Raw genomic sequence first — 15,973 nt, 5'->3', positions numbered from 1 at the left:
CCAGGCATTAAATAAGACGAGAAAGCCAACCCAATGGGTTGGCTTTTTTGCGTTTGGGGTTTTTAAAAAGATCAAAAGAATAAGCAATTGATTTTATATTTAGGTTGTTAATAAGATAATTGCTAAATAATGCCTTGGCTCCAACGAGAAAATTGCTCAATCCCCATCCTATTTAATATATAACGAAACCAAACACTGTAATTTTGTGGGTTTTTTTCAGTGTCTTGATAGAGAGTATCTAAAGAAACCCAACGATAATTCATCACTTCATCTGGATTGCTATGTGGTAATTCGTTACTAAACCCAAGAAATAGATGATCAAATTCATGCTCTATCAGATCATCTGTCACTTTTTCGTTATACAGAATAGTTCCAATAGATTGCATATCACATTGCATACCTAATTCTTCATCTAAACGACGATGAATAGCATCTGAAAGTAATTCGTTTGGAAGCGGATGACTACAACATGTATTTGCCCATAAACCACCAGAGTGATATTTAGATATTGCACGTTGCTGAATAAGTAATTGTTGTTTTGAATTAAAAATAAATATTGAAAAGGCTCGATGTAAGGCGCCTACAATATGAGCTTCAAGCTTTGGCATTGTTCCTAGCTCATTATCATTTTTATCTACGAGAATAACAGCGTCTTCCACAAGAAATCACCTTAATAAAATAATATATTGTTATAGCGTGAATATAACATGACTGTATATCAAATAACGATTTATTGTGTTGTCCTTTTTATGGCATCACAGTGATGATGCCTTTATTATAGTAATAAATACGTAGGTAATCTGCTTTTTTAAAATTATCTAAAAATAACTATTTGTTTTATATAAATTAAAAATAATGAATTTAAATGATTTAGGTAATGGCTATCAGAGAGTTTACTAGATTCATATTATGATGAGAGGTAAGATGAAATACTAATTCTGCTACTGTTTGTAGCAAAATCTAAAATAAAGGAATTTAGTTATGTCATCTATATTACCTCGCTCTGTAACCTCGCCAAAAAAATTCTTTATTGGTAGCCAATTACTGTCTTCTGTCGGTAAATATGTAAAAGATTTTGGTGATAATGCATTTATTATTAGTGATGAGTTTTTTTTAGAAAAAGTAACTAAAGAAGCGGCTCCTTCTCTAAAAGAAAATGGTATTGTTTCACTGGTTGAAAAATTTAATTACGAATGTACTGAGGCAGAAGTTAATCGCCTTGGTAAAATTGCGGTTGAAAATAAAGCAAACGTTATTATTGGGATTGGAGGAGGTAAGACATTAGATGTGTCTAAAGCCGTTGCTTATTATCAACACATTCCTGTTATTTTATTCCCAACTATCGCTTCAACTGATGCACCTTGTACTGCATTATCTGTTTTATACAAAGAAAATGGTGAGTTTGATAAATACTTATTCTTACCACAAAATCCAGATGTTGTTATTGCTGATACCGCTATTATTGCATCAGCCCCACAACGCTTTTTCTCAGCAGGTGTTGGCGACGCCTTAGCAACTTACTTTGAAGCACGAGCTTGCTATCAAGCAGACGGCTTAAATTTAGTCAATCAACGTCCATCACGTACAGGCCTTGGTTTAGCACAACTTTGTTTTGAAATGTTAAGTGAAAACATTGATAAAGCAATGGATGCTATTCGCCACAAAATTACCACTCCTGCATTAGAGCAAACTATTGAAGCAACAATCTACCTAAGTGGTGTTGGTGCTGAAGCCGGTGGTTTAGCAGCTGCTCACGCAGTAAATAATGGTATGTCTGCTGTTGAGTCTTTACACCGAGTTCAACATGGTGAAAAAGTGGTATTCGGTTTATTAACTCAATTAGTGTTAGAAAATGCACCACAAGAAGAAATTGATGAAGTGATCCGTATTATTAAAGCGGCAGAATTACCACTGACACTTGAAGATATGGGCATGAAAGAATTCATTGAAAGCGAATGGCGCACTGTTGCTAAAATCGCCTGTGCTGAAGGCGACACGATGGGTAATATGCCAATGAAAGTGACTGAAGAAGATGTTTATAATGCAATGATCGCAGCTAACGCATTGGCTCATCGTTATAAATAATTCTTAGTTTAGTAATGATTATCTTAAAACCCCAAATTGATTTTGGGGTTTTTCTTTACTCTAATGTTGGATTCATTTGGGTAAGATCGAACGGTGTTATCTGATAAACATAGTAGTTCAACCAATTAGCAAACAATAAATGTCCATGACTACGCCAAGAAGCGATAGGTTTTTTACTCGGATCATTATTAGGAAAATAGTTTTCGGGTAATTTAGGATCTAGCCCCGCTTTAACATCACGATGATATTCATCTGCTAGTGTATTGGGATCGTATTCTGGATGCCCAGTTGCAAAAACAACTCTTTTATCTTTTGATGCAAATAAATAAGCGCCAGCTTCTTCTGATGTTGCAAGGATCTCTAAATCAGTATTGTTTTGAATAAACTCGATAGGAAAACCAGCATAGCGAGAATGCGGAGCAAAGAAAGTCTCATCAAATCCGCGTGTTAACAGTGAAAATGGTGAGCAAGTGTTATGACTATATACGCCTGAAATTTTTTGTTCTAGCGTGTATTTAGGTAGGTCGTATAAGATATTCAATCCAGCTTGAGCAGCCCAACAAATAAAGAGTGTAGAAGTCACATGCTCTTTAGCCCACGTAATGACTTCTTTTATTTCATCCCAATAAGCCACATCTTCAAATTCAACTAGCCCTAATGGCGCACCCGTGACAATAAGCCCATCGAAATTTTGTTCTTTAATTTGGTCAAAATCACAATAGAAAGTATCGAGATGCTCTACCGGGGTATTTTTAGGAACACGAGAGTCAATACGCAATAATTGAATATCAATTTGAAGAGGGCTATTAGAAAGCAATCGTAGAAATTGATTTTCTGTTTCTATTTTTTTGGGCATTAAATTAAGGATAAGCACTTTTAATGGGCGAATATCTTGAATACTCGCTCTACTGGATGTCATAACAAAGACATTCTCTTTTTGTAAACAACGGACTGCGGGTAGCTCATCGGGCACTCTAATTGGCATTTCAATAACCTCTAAAATACATCTAGACATCTAGAAGCCTGAATTTATCTAATAACCTTTTAAATGTCGAGGTCTTCATGTGGTGTATGAAGAATATTCATATAAGAAAAAGCTATATAGCTAAAATCATCAGACATTAACATTCTTTTTTCCGTCTATTATCGATCTCTTCCAGATCCCTCGAATTATTTTGAAATTCTGATTTTTGTACAATAAAAAAACACCGATGTAATCACATTGTTAAAAATTATTTAAATAAAAATGGAATTCATTTTTGATTTTTGTGAAAACTGCATTAATCTTAATCAGGTATGTAAAAGCTTTTAGGGGAATGCAGAATGTCACAATCGTTAACTACAGAAGAATTAAATTTTACGCAATCTTTTGGTGAACAGGAAAAGGATATATTAAATCATGATGTTAAGTGTTTTTTAACTGATTTAGTAAATCATTTCTCAGATAGACGCCATGCTTTATTAGTTGAAAGAGATAACTGGAAACACAGAGTTGATAATGGTGAACTTCCTAATTTTATTTCGGAATCAGATTCCATTATAAAATCAGAATGGAAAGTTAATCCAATACCTAAAGATCTTCAAGACCGTCGAGTGGAAATAACAGGGCCTGTTGATCGCAAAATGGTTATCAATGCACTAAATGCTAATGTGAAAGTCTTTATGGCGGATTTTGAAGACTCCTTAGCGCCTACATGGGACAAAGTAATTGATGGCCAGATCAATTTGCGTGATGCCGTCAAAGGCACTATTTCTTATACCAATGAACAAGGTAAATGTTATCAACTTAAAGCGTCACCTGCGGTATTGATTGCAAGAGTAAGAGGACTCCACCTTCCTGAGAAGCATGTGCTATGGCAAGGGAAGCCTATTGCAGGGGGATTATTTGATTTTGCTTTGTATTTTTACCATAACCACAAAGCCTTATTAGAAAAAGGGAGTGGCCCTTATTTTTACATTCCTAAATTGCAAACATGGCAAGAAGCTAAATGGTGGAGTGATATTTTTCATTTCACTGAAAAGCGCTTTGGTTTAGCAACAGGAACTATTAAAGCCACAGTATTAATTGAAACCTTACCCGCTGTTTTTCAAATGGAAGAAATTCTTTTTCATATGAAAGAGCATATCGTTGGACTCAATTGTGGTCGTTGGGATTATATTTTTAGCTATATCAAGACATTAAAAAATTATCCTGATCGTGTATTACCTGATAGACAAGGGATCACGATGACTCAACCTTTCTTAAGTGCTTATTCTCGCTTGCTTATTCAAACTTGCCATAAACGAGGTGCGTTTGCGATGGGAGGAATGTCTGCATTTATCCCAAGTAGAGATCCTGAGCAAAATGGCATTATTTTGAAAAAGGTATTTGACGATAAAGAGTTTGAAGCAACAAATGGCCATGATGGTACCTGGATTGCTCACCCTGGTCTTGCTGAAACAGTATTAGCTGCTTTTGATCCTATTTTAGGATCTCGAAAAAACCAACTTGATGTTCAACGTAATGAAAAAATTACGGCAGAAATGTTATTAGCACCTTGTACAGGTGAACGTACAGAAAAGGGCATGAGAGCGAATATCCGTGTTGCTGTGCAATATATCGAAGCGTGGATTTCCGGTAATGGTTGCGTACCTATCTATGGATTAATGGAAGATGCAGCAACAGCGGAAATATCGCGTACCTCTATTTGGCAATGGATCCGTCATCAAAAAACACTGTCTGATGGGCAAGTCGTGACTAAAGATCTCTTTCGTAAGATGCTGAAAGAAGAGCTTGAAGTGATACACCAAGAAGTCGGTGATACTCGTTTTAAAGAAGGGCGTTTTAAAGAAGCGGCTTCTTTGATGGATAAGATTACAACCCAAGATGAATTAGTCGATTTTCTGACTTTACCGGGTTACCAACTTTTAAATTAAAAAAGATACGTCAAAGCGTATTTATAAACTGCAAACATCATCACTACCGTATTTATAGGAGCTGTTTTTATGACTATTAGTAGATCAGAGCAAATCGCCCAATTAGAGAAAGAGTGGGAACAACCTCGCTGGAAAGGCATTACCCGTCCTTATAGCGCTGAAGATGTCATTAAATTAAGAGGTTCGGTTAACCCAGAACATACCTTAGCAAGACGTGGCGCTCAAAGGCTTTGGTCATCATTAAATGGAAAATCGAAAAAGGGTTATGTTAACGCATTAGGTGCTTTAACTGGTGGGCAAGCGTTGCAACAAGCAAAAGCAGGGTTAGAAGCTGTTTACCTTTCAGGATGGCAAGTGGCTGCTGATGCTAACACCGCAGCAAGCATGTATCCTGATCAGTCGCTATATCCAGTTGATTCTGTTCCTAATGTTGTTCAACGTATTAATAATACGTTTAGACGAGCTGATCAAATTCAGTGGTCAAATGGTATTGGTCCTCAACATAAAGATTATATTGATTTTTTCCTTCCTATTGTGGCTGATGCGGAAGCAGGTTTTGGTGGAGTATTAAATGCCTTTGAATTAATGAAAGCAATGATTGAAGCTGGAGCGGCAGGTGTTCACTTTGAAGATCAATTAGCAGCAGTGAAAAAATGCGGTCATATGGGAGGAAAAGTATTAGTTCCGACTCAAGAGGCTGTACAAAAGCTTGTTGCTGCACGTTTGGCCGCTGATGTGTCTGATGTGCCAACATTACTTGTTGCCAGAACAGATGCTGATGCTGCCGATCTCTTAACTTCAGATTGTGATCCTTACGATAGTCCATTCTTAACAGGAAAACGTACTCCTGAAGGTTTCTTCTGTACCCATGCGGGTATTGATCAAGCTATTAGTCGTGGACTTGCTTATTCACCTTACGCTGATCTGGTGTGGTGTGAAACATCACTCCCTGATCTGAAAATGGCAGCTAAGTTTGCAGAAGCTATTCACGATAAATATCCCGGAAAAATGCTGGCTTATAACTGCTCGCCTTCTTTTAACTGGAAAAAGAACCTTGATGATCGCACGATCGCGCATTTCCAAGATGAGCTTTCCGCAATGGGATATAAATTCCAGTTTATTACTTTAGCGGGTATTCACAGCATGTGGTTTAACATGTTCGATCTGGCACATGATTATGCCAAGGGTGAAGGTATGAAACATTACGTTGAGAAGGTGCAAGAAAAAGAGTTTGCTGCACTTAATCAAGGCTACACCTTCTCCTCGCATCAGCAAGAAGTGGGAACAGGGTATTTCGATAAAGTGACCACGATTATTCAAGGTGGTATGTCTTCAGTGACGGCACTAACGGGCTCAACAGAAGAACAACAGTTTTAGGTTTCAGCGAACCACAAGTTTTAAAAATATCATTATCTATTTTTGTGGTGATAATTCAGGAGCAGGATGCTCCTCTTTTTCGTGAGGTTGTTAATGACGCCAGAAGATTTAATTGCTCAAACAATTTTACAAGGCTTTGATGCCCAATATGGTCGCTTCCTTGAGATAACCTCGGGGGCACAATATCGTTTTGAGCAAGCGGATTGGCATGGTGTTCAAATCGCGATGAAAGAGCGCATCCGTTTATACGATAATCATGTTGGATTAGTGGTTGAACAACTTAAGTGTATTCGGCATGATATTGATAAAGAAAGTCTTTTTCTACAAAGGGTGAAAGAAAACTATACGCAATTATTGCCCAATTACCCTCGGTTTGAGATCGCAGAGAGCTTTTTTAATTCTGTTTATTGTCGTCTGTTTTACCATCGTGAATTGAATAAAAAAAACCTATTTGTTTTTTCATCTCAACCCGCTTATCGCTTTACACAAGCACCTCGACCGTTATCAAAACAGTTTGTTATTCAGAGTGATTTACCCACATTACTGCAAGACATTTTATCACGCTTACCTTTGCGACTACCGTGGCAAAATAAACAACGCGACATTCACTCTATTTGTAGTGTACTTATCGCTCAATTCTCTTCTGAACAATTGCAGAGTGCGGTATTTCATATCGCAAACGAACTCTTTTATCGTAATAAAGCAGCTTGGTTGATTGGCAAAATAGTGATTAATAATCAATATATTCCATTCTTATTGCCTATTCATAATGTTGAGCAGCAATTACTGATTGATACCTGCCTTATCTCAGCAGATGAAGCGAGTATTGTCTTTGGTTTTGCCCGTTCTTATTTTATGGTTTATGCCCCATTTCCTGCGGCATTAGTTGCATGGTTAAGAGATATATTACCAAGCAAATCTATCGCTGAGCTTTATATGTCAATAGGGTGTCAAAAACACGGTAAAACAGAATACTATCGTGAATACCTCGCCTTTATGAATTTTTCATCGGAGCAATTTATTGAAGCGCCTGGTGTGAAAGGTATGGTGATGTTGGTATTTACATTACCCACTTATGATCGTGTTTTTAAAGTGATCAAAGACAAGTTTGCACCACAAAAAACGATCACTGCGGAGCGTGTAAAAGAGTGCTATCAATTAGTTAAAGAGCACGATCGTGTCGGACGAATGGCAGATACCCAAGAGTTTGAGAATTTTATGATCGATAAGAAAAGAATTAGCCCTGAATTAATGGCTGTTTTTGAACAAGAGATCCCAAATAAGCTAGAAGATCTAGGTGATAAAATACTGATCCGTCACCTTTATATGGAACGGAGAATGATACCGCTCAATATCTATATGGAACAGTGCGATGACAATCAACTTAAAGCTGTTGCTGAAGATTACGGGCAAGCGTTGAAAGAGCTTATTGCAGCGAATATTTTTCCCGGTGATATGCTGTTTAAAAACTTTGGTGTAACTCGGCATCATCGTGTGATTTTCTATGACTATGATGAAATTAGTTATATGACAGATATGAATTTTCGGGCGATCCCTCCTGCTCGCTACCCTGAAGATGAATTAGCGAGCGAGCCTTGGTATAGCGTTGCACTCAATGATGTATTTCCTGAAGAATTTCGCTATTTTCTATGTAGTGATAAGCGAGTTTGTCACTATTTTGAAGCTCAACATCGTGAGCTTTTATCACCAGAATATTGGCAACAGCAACAGCAAAAAATTAAAGAAGGGTATATCGAAGATGTTTATGCCTATTCCCAAACTAAGCGATTTACTTAATAAATTGCCCTAGGAAAAGATAAAAATAAAGATAGGTACAAGGGGATACCTACCTTTATTGGATAAAACCTATTTTTGTACAGAGATAATTAACGCTGAGTACCCGCAACAGCTTCTTTAGCTAATTCAGTAATGCGTTGGAAATCACCTGCTTTCACTGCATCATTAGGCACTAACCAAGAACCACCAATACAAAGTACACTCTCAAGTGCAAGGTAGTTACGGTAGTTTTCTGGTGAAATACCGCCAGTTGGGCAGAAGCGGATTGTTGAGAATGGCCCTGCAATTGCTTTTAATGCCTTAACACCACCATTAGCTTCCGCTGGGAAAAATTTAAATTCATTTAAACCGTAGCTCATTCCCAGCATTAATTCGGAAACTGTTGAAATCCCTGGAATTAAAGGAATAGTTCCCGCAACAGCCGCTTTGAGTAATGCTTCTGTTAATCCTGGGCTAATAGCAAATTGAGCACCCGCTTCAGTAACTTGCGCTAATTGTTGAGGATTAATTACCGTCCCCGCGCCTACAATAGCTTCAGGAACTTCTTTTGCAATACGGCGGATAGCTTCAATTGCACATTCTGTACGTAATGTCACTTCTAAGACTTTTACACCACCAGCGACTAAAGCTTTTGCAATAGGGACTGCATCATCAATATGGTTGATAACAATAACCGGAACAACAGGCCCTGATTTTAGTACAGACTCTGCACTTGTATTCCAATGATCCATGATTGTATTTCCTAATCAGAAAGTGGTGAGCAAATAAATTTAATTTGCTCCTCGTTAAGCCTCAAAACTTGTCTACATTAAAAATCAATGCAACAAGCACCTTGTTCAGCACCTGATAAATGACGGCGTAAATTAATGAATAACTCACGACCACAGCCTGTATTGTTGGCACTTAAATCAGGGATTTCATCTTGGCGAGCATTTAATGTTTGCTCATCGACAAGCAACGTTAACTCACCTGTTTTACCATTAACACGAATGATATCACCATCACGTACTTTGGATAATAAACCACCATTTACAGCTTCTGGTGTAACATGAATTGCGGCGGGAACTTTACCTGATGCGCCTGAAAGTCGACCATCTGTAACTAATGCGACTTTGTATCCTTTATCCATTAACACCCCTAACGGCGGCATTAGTTTATGTAATTCAGGCATCCCATTGGCTTGTGGCCCTTGATAACGCACAACGACCACACAATCTTTATTTAACTCACCAGCTTCAAATTTAGCGGCAATATCATGTTGGCTATTAAAAATAACAGCAGGCGCTTCGATAATTTTATTCTCATCAGGTACCGCAGAGGTTTTCATTACAGCTCTACCTAAGTTACCTTGCATTACTTGTGTACCACCGTGTGATGAGAATGGTGTATTGATATCAGCAATCACATCTTTATCTAAAGAGCTTATCGCACCTTCACGCCAATCAAGTTTGCCGTCATTTAACCAAGGCTCTAAGGTATAGCGTTCAATACCAAATCCAGCAACAGTGTTTACATCACGATGAATTAAGCCTTTTTTCAGTAATTCACGAATGATGAGAGCAACCCCTCCAGCCGCTTGGAATTGGTTAATATCAGCAGGACCATTAGGATAAATGCGAGCAATAAGTGGCACAACTTGCGAAAGTTCAGAGAAATCATCCCAATTAATAATAATACCTGCTGCACGAGCCATTGCGACTAAGTGCATAGTGAGATTAGTGGAACCACCTGTTGTTAACAGGGCAATAATGCCATTTACAATCACTTTCTCATCAACTAATTGACCTATAGGGAGATAGTTACCAGCGTTTTCTGTGAGACGCACAATTTGGCTAGCGGCTGCGTCAGTCAATGCATCACGCAATGGCGTATTAGGATGCACAAAAGAAGCGCCAGGTAAATGTAACCCCATTATTTCCATCACCATTTGGTTGGAATTTGCTGTGCCATAAAAGGTACAAGTCCCAATACTATGATAAGAAGCAGCTTCCGCTTCTAACAAGGCATTACGATCTACTTTACCTTCAGCATAAAGCTGGCGAATACGGACTTTTTCTTTATTGGGTAAGCCGCTAGTCATAGGGCCCGCAGGAACAAAAATAGCAGGAAGATGACCAAAAGAGAGTGCAGCCATCGCTAATCCGGGAACGATTTTATCGCAGATCCCTAAATACAGCGCACCATCAAACATATTATGGGATAAACCCACTGCCGCTGACATTGCAATCACATCACGACTAAGGAGTGATAACTCCATGCCATCTTGACCCTGAGTGACACCATCGCACATTGCAGGAACACCGCCTGCCACTTGTCCCACGGCACCAACAGCATGTAATGCTTTTTTAATTTTTTGAGGATAATCTTCATACGGCTGATGAGCTGACAACATATCATTGTAAGCAGTGATAATGGCAATATCATTATGAACCATATTTTTCAGGCGATTTTTATCATCGGTCTGACAAGCCGCGAAACCATGAGCCAAATTACCACAAGCAAGTTGAGCACGATGTACTGTTTGGCTTTTTGCGGCTTCAATTTTTTTCAGATAAGCACGACGAGTCGATTGTGAACGAGCGACAATACGCTCTGTAACCTGTTTTACTGTTTCATTTAGAGGTGTAAAATCGTTCTGAAAATGGTCATGATCTTTAGGGTTCATAATGATGCTTCCTTTATTCACACAAGGGTGATGAGCTTTACTATTGGCTATAAAAAGAGAATATAAGTATTAGCTATAGTATTTGTTACCGGTAACATTGTTACGGGTAACAAGCAGAGTTGCAATACTCTTAATGCACCTTAAACAACATCTGTGATCAGCATCAATTTTTTAAGGGGAGAAATAACAGTTTTTTAATATTTAACGGAAATAAAGTGTAAAAGCGGTCATTTTAAAAAGCTGAATCGGTTTAATTGCGGAGATACCTTCCTCATTACTTTGCAATGAGGAAGGTGAAAGAGGGCGAATTAACTTTTTACGCCACCGTATTCACGGCTAATTTGTTTTGCTGCTTTTATCACCATCGCACCCAATTCAGTGATACGAGAATCCGTCATTCTAGACACAGGACCTGAAAGCGAAATTGCGGCAAAAGGCTGGTGGTGTTCATCATAAATACAGGCACCAATACAGCGTAAGCCTAAAGCATGCTCTTCATCATCGAAAGAGAAGCCTTGTTTGCGGGCTTGTTCTAAATTTTCTTTTAAGGATGAAGGAAGTGTTCGTGTATGAGGGGTATAAGCCATTAGGCCTTTTTTCTGGAGCAAAGGCAGTAATTTATTTTCTGGTAAAGTGGAAAGAAACGCTTTACCTGCACCCGATGCGTGCATGGGTAATTTACCGCCAATAGGTGCAGACATTCGCATTAACGCATTACATTGCACTTGATCGACAATCACCGCATCAAATTCAATTTGGTCAAGAATTGCCAAATTTACCGTTTCACCTGAGTCTTCCATTAATTGACGTAAGATGGGGTGAACCATAACAAGTAAGTTACGGGTTTGCAGAAAACTACTGCCGACAATAAAGGCGTGTGTACCTACAACCCATAAGCCTAAATCTCCAACTTGGCGAACAAAACCATGCTGTTGAAGTGTAGTGAGTAGGCGGTGTGTTGTGGAATTGGGTAACCCAGCTTGAAAGGCTAAATCAGTTAGGGCGATACCACCTGGAGATTCGGAAATATATTCCAATAATGTCAGTCCACGACTTAATGACTGAACAGGGCCTCCTTGTGCGGTGCTTTGAGTGGCAGTTGTTTTCGTCTTACGCACTTTTTTATTTGTAGGGGAAACTGTCATGCATACACTCCAGAAATGCTATCCATATTAATATCTATTATGAACTATCTCGTGTAATAAAACTCCTCCGATCACCGCATTTTTCAAAACAAAATGTGTGATAAGAAATATTACTGTAATGGGATTTATCGCTAAGTGAAAATCTCTCATCTTCGTCTTAGAAATCTTTATAAAAAGATATGGTAGGATAAAAAAACAACGAAATAACAATAAAGAAAACAAGAACAAAAACATTCTCTATTAAGAGGGAACAACGTGGCAAACATAAAGCAACAACTGACGGAAGCATTAGCAAAACGTATCTTAGTACTTGATGGTGCAATGGGTACAATGATCCAACAATATCAACTGACAGAAGCCGATTATCGAGGTGAGCGTTTTACTGATTGGCGTTGTGATGTCAAAGGGAATAATGATCTTTTAGTTTTAACTCAACCGCAAATTATTGCCGATATTCATAATGCTTATTTTCAAGCAGGCGCTGATATTGTTGAAACCAACACCTTTAACTCGACATCTATCGCGATGGCGGATTATCAGATGGAGTCGCTTTGTTTCGAACTTAATGAAGAAGCGGCAAAATTAGCTAAAGCCTGTGCAGATAAATGGAGTGCCTTAACACCAGATAAACCTCGCTATGTCGCGGGTGTTTTGGGGCCAACCAATAGAACTGCCTCAATATCCCCAGATGTTAACGATCCAGCTTTTCGTAACGTTTCATTTGATAAGCTGGTGGAAGCTTATCGAGAAGCAACGCGCGGATTAATTACAGGCGGTGTTGATCTAATTATGGTCGAAACTATTTTCGACACACTAAATGCGAAAGCGGCTATTTTCGCCATTAAATGTGAATTTGAATCACTCAATATTGAGTTACCTGTGATGATCTCCGGCACTATTACGGATGCATCAGGAAGAACATTAACAGGTCAAACAACAGAAGCGTTCTATCACTCTTTACGCCATGCGGATGCGCTTTCATTTGGCTTAAATTGTGCTTTAGGCCCTAAAGAATTACGCCAATATATTCAAACACTTTCACAAATTTCTGAAACCTATGTCAGTGCTCACCCTAATGCTGGTTTGCCTAACGCCTTTGGAGGCTATGATTTAGATGCCCAAGAGATGGCTGAGCAAATTAAAGAGTGGGCACAAGCTGGTTTTCTCAATATTGTAGGAGGTTGTTGTGGAACCACTCCTGCGCATATTCTCGCCATTTCACAAGCGGTAGAAGGCATTGCACCAAGAGTATTACCTTCCTTGAAAAAAGCATGTCGTCTTTCAGGTCTTGAACCATTAGTCATTGATGAAAATTCACTGTTTGTGAATGTGGGCGAAAGAACCAACGTTACAGGTTCTGCTAAATTTAAGCGCTTGATAAAAGAAGGTAATTACCAAGAAGCGTTAGATGTTGCACGTCATCAAGTTGAAAACGGTGCTCAAATCATTGATATCAACATGGATGAAGGCATGCTAGATGCCGTCGAAGCAATGACACGTTTTCTTAATCTCATTGCGGGTGAGCCTGATATTGCCAAAGTGCCTGTGATGATTGACTCCTCCAAATGGGAAGTGATCGAAGAAGGTCTAAAGTGTATTCAAGGCAAAGGTATTGTTAACTCAATTTCGATGAAAGAGGGTGAAATTCCTTTTCTTGAGCATGCTAGATTGGTGCGTAAATATGGTGCTGCTGTTGTCGTTATGGCGTTTGATGAAGTAGGGCAAGCGGATACCCGAGAACGCAAAATTGAAATTTGTCGTCGAGCTTATCAGTTATTGACCGAGCAAGCGGGTTTTCCTCCTGAAGATATTATTTTTGATCCTAATATATTTGCCGTCGCAACAGGTATCGCAGAACATAATAATTATGCCGTTGATTTTATTGAAGTCTGTGCGGATATTAAATCTCAACTGCCTTATGCCTTAATTTCTGGTGGGGTATCTAACGTTTCATTCTCATTTAGAGGTAACGATCCTGTTCGTGAGGCCATTCACTCTGTTTTTCTCTATTACGCAGTAAAAAATGGTATGGATATGGGGATTGTCAATGCGGGACAACTCGCCATTTATGACTCACTACCTGATGAACTGCGTAACGCAGTTGAAGATGTCATTTTAAATCGTCATGAAGAGAGCACAGATAATTTATTAGCATTGGCAGAGCGTTATCGTGGCACTAAAAGTGATGAGCAAAATCATCAGCTTGCCGAATGGAGACAGTGGAATGTTGAGAAACGTTTAGAATACGCCTTAATTAAAGGGATCACTGAGTTTATTGTTGAAGATACAGAAGCTTGTCGCCAACAAGCATCAAGCCCTATTGAAGTGATTGAAGGGCCATTGATGAATGGTATGAATACTGTCGGTGATTTATTCGGTGAAGGCAAAATGTTTTTGCCTCAAGTTGTGAAATCAGCAAGAGTGATGAAACAAGCCGTTGCTTATCTTGAGCCCTATATCCAAGCGACAAAACAGGCAGGAACTTCCGCAGGTAAAATTTTACTCGCCACAGTGAAAGGTGATGTTCACGATATTGGTAAAAATATTGTCGGTGTGGTTTTGCAGTGCAATAACTATGAAATTATCGACTTAGGTGTAATGGTGCCTTGCGATAAAATTTTGCAAACAGCGATTGATGAAAAAGTCGATATTATTGGTCTTTCAGGGCTGATCACACCTTCACTTGATGAGATGGTGAATGTTGCTAAAGAGATGGAAAGGCGAGGTTTTTCTTTACCATTAATGATTGGTGGAGCAACAACGTCCAAAGCGCATACTGCAGTAAAAATAGAACCTAATTATAGTCATCCTACTGTTTATGTTCAAAATGCTTCAAGAACTGTAGGTGTTGTTGCTGCACTATTATCTGAAACACAAAAAGCCGATTTTGTTGCTAGAACGCGTCGTGAATATGACGTTGTACGCCAGCAATACGCCAGAAAAAAACCTCGTACTCCTCCTGTTTCTTTAGAGGTTGCGCGAAAAAATGCACTACAAATTGATTGGCAAAATTACACACCACCAAAGCCCAATCAATTAGGAGTGCAAGAGATCACGGCAAGTATTGAAACCTTGCGTGAATATATCGATTGGACGCCTTTCTTTATGACGTGGTCTTTAGCGGGGAAATATCCGCGAATTTTAGAAGATGATGTGGTTGGTGAAGAAGCAAAGCGTGTATTTGCCGATGCAAATGCGATGCTGGACAAATTAAGTCGTGAAAAATTATTAACACCTAAAGGGATTATGGGGCTATTCCCTGCAAATCGTCTGGGTGATGATATTGTGATTTATCAAGATGAAAGCCGCCAACAAGTACTTTTGAAAAGCTGTCATTTACGTCAACAAACGGAGAAAAATGATTTTCCTAATTACTGCTTAGCCGATTTTATTGCCCCTGTTGAAAGTGGTGTTGCTGACTATTTTGGTGCTTTCGCAGTCACGGGCGGATTAGAAGAAGATACTCTTGCGAATGTTTATGATAATGCCCATGATGACTACAATAAAATCATGGTAAAAGCGTTATCAGATAGATTAGCAGAGGCCTTTGCTGAATATCTTCACCAACGGGTCAGAACAAAGATTTGGGGTTATAGCGCGGATGAAAACCTCTCTAATGACGAACTTATTCGAGAGAAATATCAAGGAACTCGACCTGCGCCGGGGTATCCTGCTTGTCCTGAGCACACAGAAAAAGCAAAAATTTGGCAATTACTTGATGTTGAAAATCGCATTGGAATGAAACTGACAGATGCTTATGCCATGTGGCCTGGTGCTTCAGTATCGGGCTGGTATTTTAGCCATCCTGACAGTAAATATTTCGCTGTTGCTCAAATTCAAAAAGATCAGGTTGAAGATTACGCAAAACGCCGAGAAATGAGTGTGAGTGAAGTTGAACGTTGGTTAGCGCCTAATTTAGGGTATGAGTCTTAGTTTATTTTTGTTTTCAGATCTCAATAATGTAATAAATAGTGAGGGGATAGCAATA

10 protein-coding genes are annotated in these 15,973 nt (G+C 38.8%); 5 read left to right on the top strand and 5 right to left on the bottom strand.

All coding sequences use genetic code 11. The features are described from left to right. Positions 1 to 122 precede the first annotated feature (122 nt). Positions 123 to 659 carry an isopentenyl-diphosphate Delta-isomerase gene (gene idi / locus ABN212_RS04500; RefSeq protein ID WP_198620624.1) on the bottom strand — a complete coding sequence of 179 codons (537 nt, stop codon included), beginning with the start codon at positions 657 to 659 and terminating at the stop codon, positions 123 to 125. 322 nt (positions 660 to 981) lie between these two features. On the opposite strand from idi, the gene ABN212_RS04495 reads away from it, so the two are divergent. Then, positions 982 to 2,085, top strand: coding sequence for a glycerol dehydrogenase (locus ABN212_RS04495; RefSeq protein WP_109373143.1), 1,104 nt, complete (start codon positions 982 to 984; stop codon positions 2,083 to 2,085). Between the two features lie 55 nt (positions 2,086 to 2,140). Here ABN212_RS04495 and metA read toward each other — a convergent pair whose 3' ends face one another. Continuing rightward, positions 2,141 to 3,070, bottom strand: a complete 930-nt coding sequence (gene metA, locus ABN212_RS04490; protein WP_198620632.1) for a homoserine O-acetyltransferase MetA — start codon at positions 3,068 to 3,070, stop codon at positions 2,141 to 2,143. A gap of 338 nt (positions 3,071 to 3,408) precedes the next feature. On the opposite strand from metA, the gene aceB reads away from it, so the two are divergent. The 3 genes from aceB (at position 3,409) to aceK (ending at position 8,175) form a co-directional block, all read left to right on the top strand. Continuing rightward, positions 3,409 to 5,001, top strand: coding sequence for a malate synthase A (aceB, locus tag ABN212_RS04485; RefSeq protein ID WP_198632744.1), 1,593 nt, complete (start codon positions 3,409 to 3,411; stop codon positions 4,999 to 5,001). Between the two features lie 69 nt (positions 5,002 to 5,070). Next, positions 5,071 to 6,378, top strand: coding sequence for an isocitrate lyase (aceA, locus tag ABN212_RS04480; protein WP_198626505.1), 1,308 nt, complete (start codon positions 5,071 to 5,073; stop codon positions 6,376 to 6,378). Between the two features lie 87 nt (positions 6,379 to 6,465). Further along, positions 6,466 to 8,175: a bifunctional isocitrate dehydrogenase kinase/phosphatase gene (gene aceK, locus ABN212_RS04475; RefSeq protein ID WP_432807461.1), complete on the top strand. Its 1,710-nt coding sequence runs from the start codon at positions 6,466 to 6,468 to the stop codon at positions 8,173 to 8,175. An 89-nt stretch (positions 8,176 to 8,264) separates the two neighbouring features. Here aceK and ABN212_RS04470 read toward each other — a convergent pair whose 3' ends face one another. The 3 genes from ABN212_RS04470 to iclR form a co-directional block, all read right to left on the bottom strand. Next, on the bottom strand, positions 8,265 to 8,906 hold the full coding sequence (locus ABN212_RS04470; RefSeq protein ID WP_198620621.1) for a bifunctional 4-hydroxy-2-oxoglutarate aldolase/2-dehydro-3-deoxy-phosphogluconate aldolase: 642 nt from the start codon (positions 8,904 to 8,906) through the stop codon (positions 8,265 to 8,267). Positions 8,907 to 8,983: 77 nt separating this feature from the next. Further along, the gene (edd, locus tag ABN212_RS04465; protein ID WP_349442943.1) at positions 8,984 to 10,840 is read right to left on the bottom strand and encodes a phosphogluconate dehydratase; all 1,857 of its coding nucleotides are present in this window, start codon (positions 10,838 to 10,840) and stop codon (positions 8,984 to 8,986) included. Positions 10,841 to 11,148: 308 nt separating this feature from the next. Beyond that, positions 11,149 to 11,985 (bottom strand): glyoxylate bypass operon transcriptional repressor IclR, encoded by an 837-nt coding sequence (gene iclR, locus ABN212_RS04460; RefSeq protein ID WP_075673076.1) that lies wholly within the window; start codon positions 11,983 to 11,985, stop codon positions 11,149 to 11,151. 255 nt (positions 11,986 to 12,240) lie between these two features. Between iclR and metH the strand changes: the two genes are divergently transcribed. Beyond that, positions 12,241 to 15,918 carry a methionine synthase gene (metH, locus tag ABN212_RS04455; RefSeq protein WP_349442942.1) on the top strand — a complete coding sequence of 1,226 codons (3,678 nt, stop codon included), beginning with the start codon at positions 12,241 to 12,243 and terminating at the stop codon, positions 15,916 to 15,918. Positions 15,919 to 15,973: the final 55 nt, after the last annotated feature.

The sequence above is a fragment of the Proteus genomosp. 6 genome (genome assembly GCF_040139785.1).
GTDB lineage: Bacteria > Pseudomonadota > Gammaproteobacteria > Enterobacterales > Enterobacteriaceae > Proteus.
This window is presented reverse-complemented; position numbering and strand designations above follow the sequence as displayed.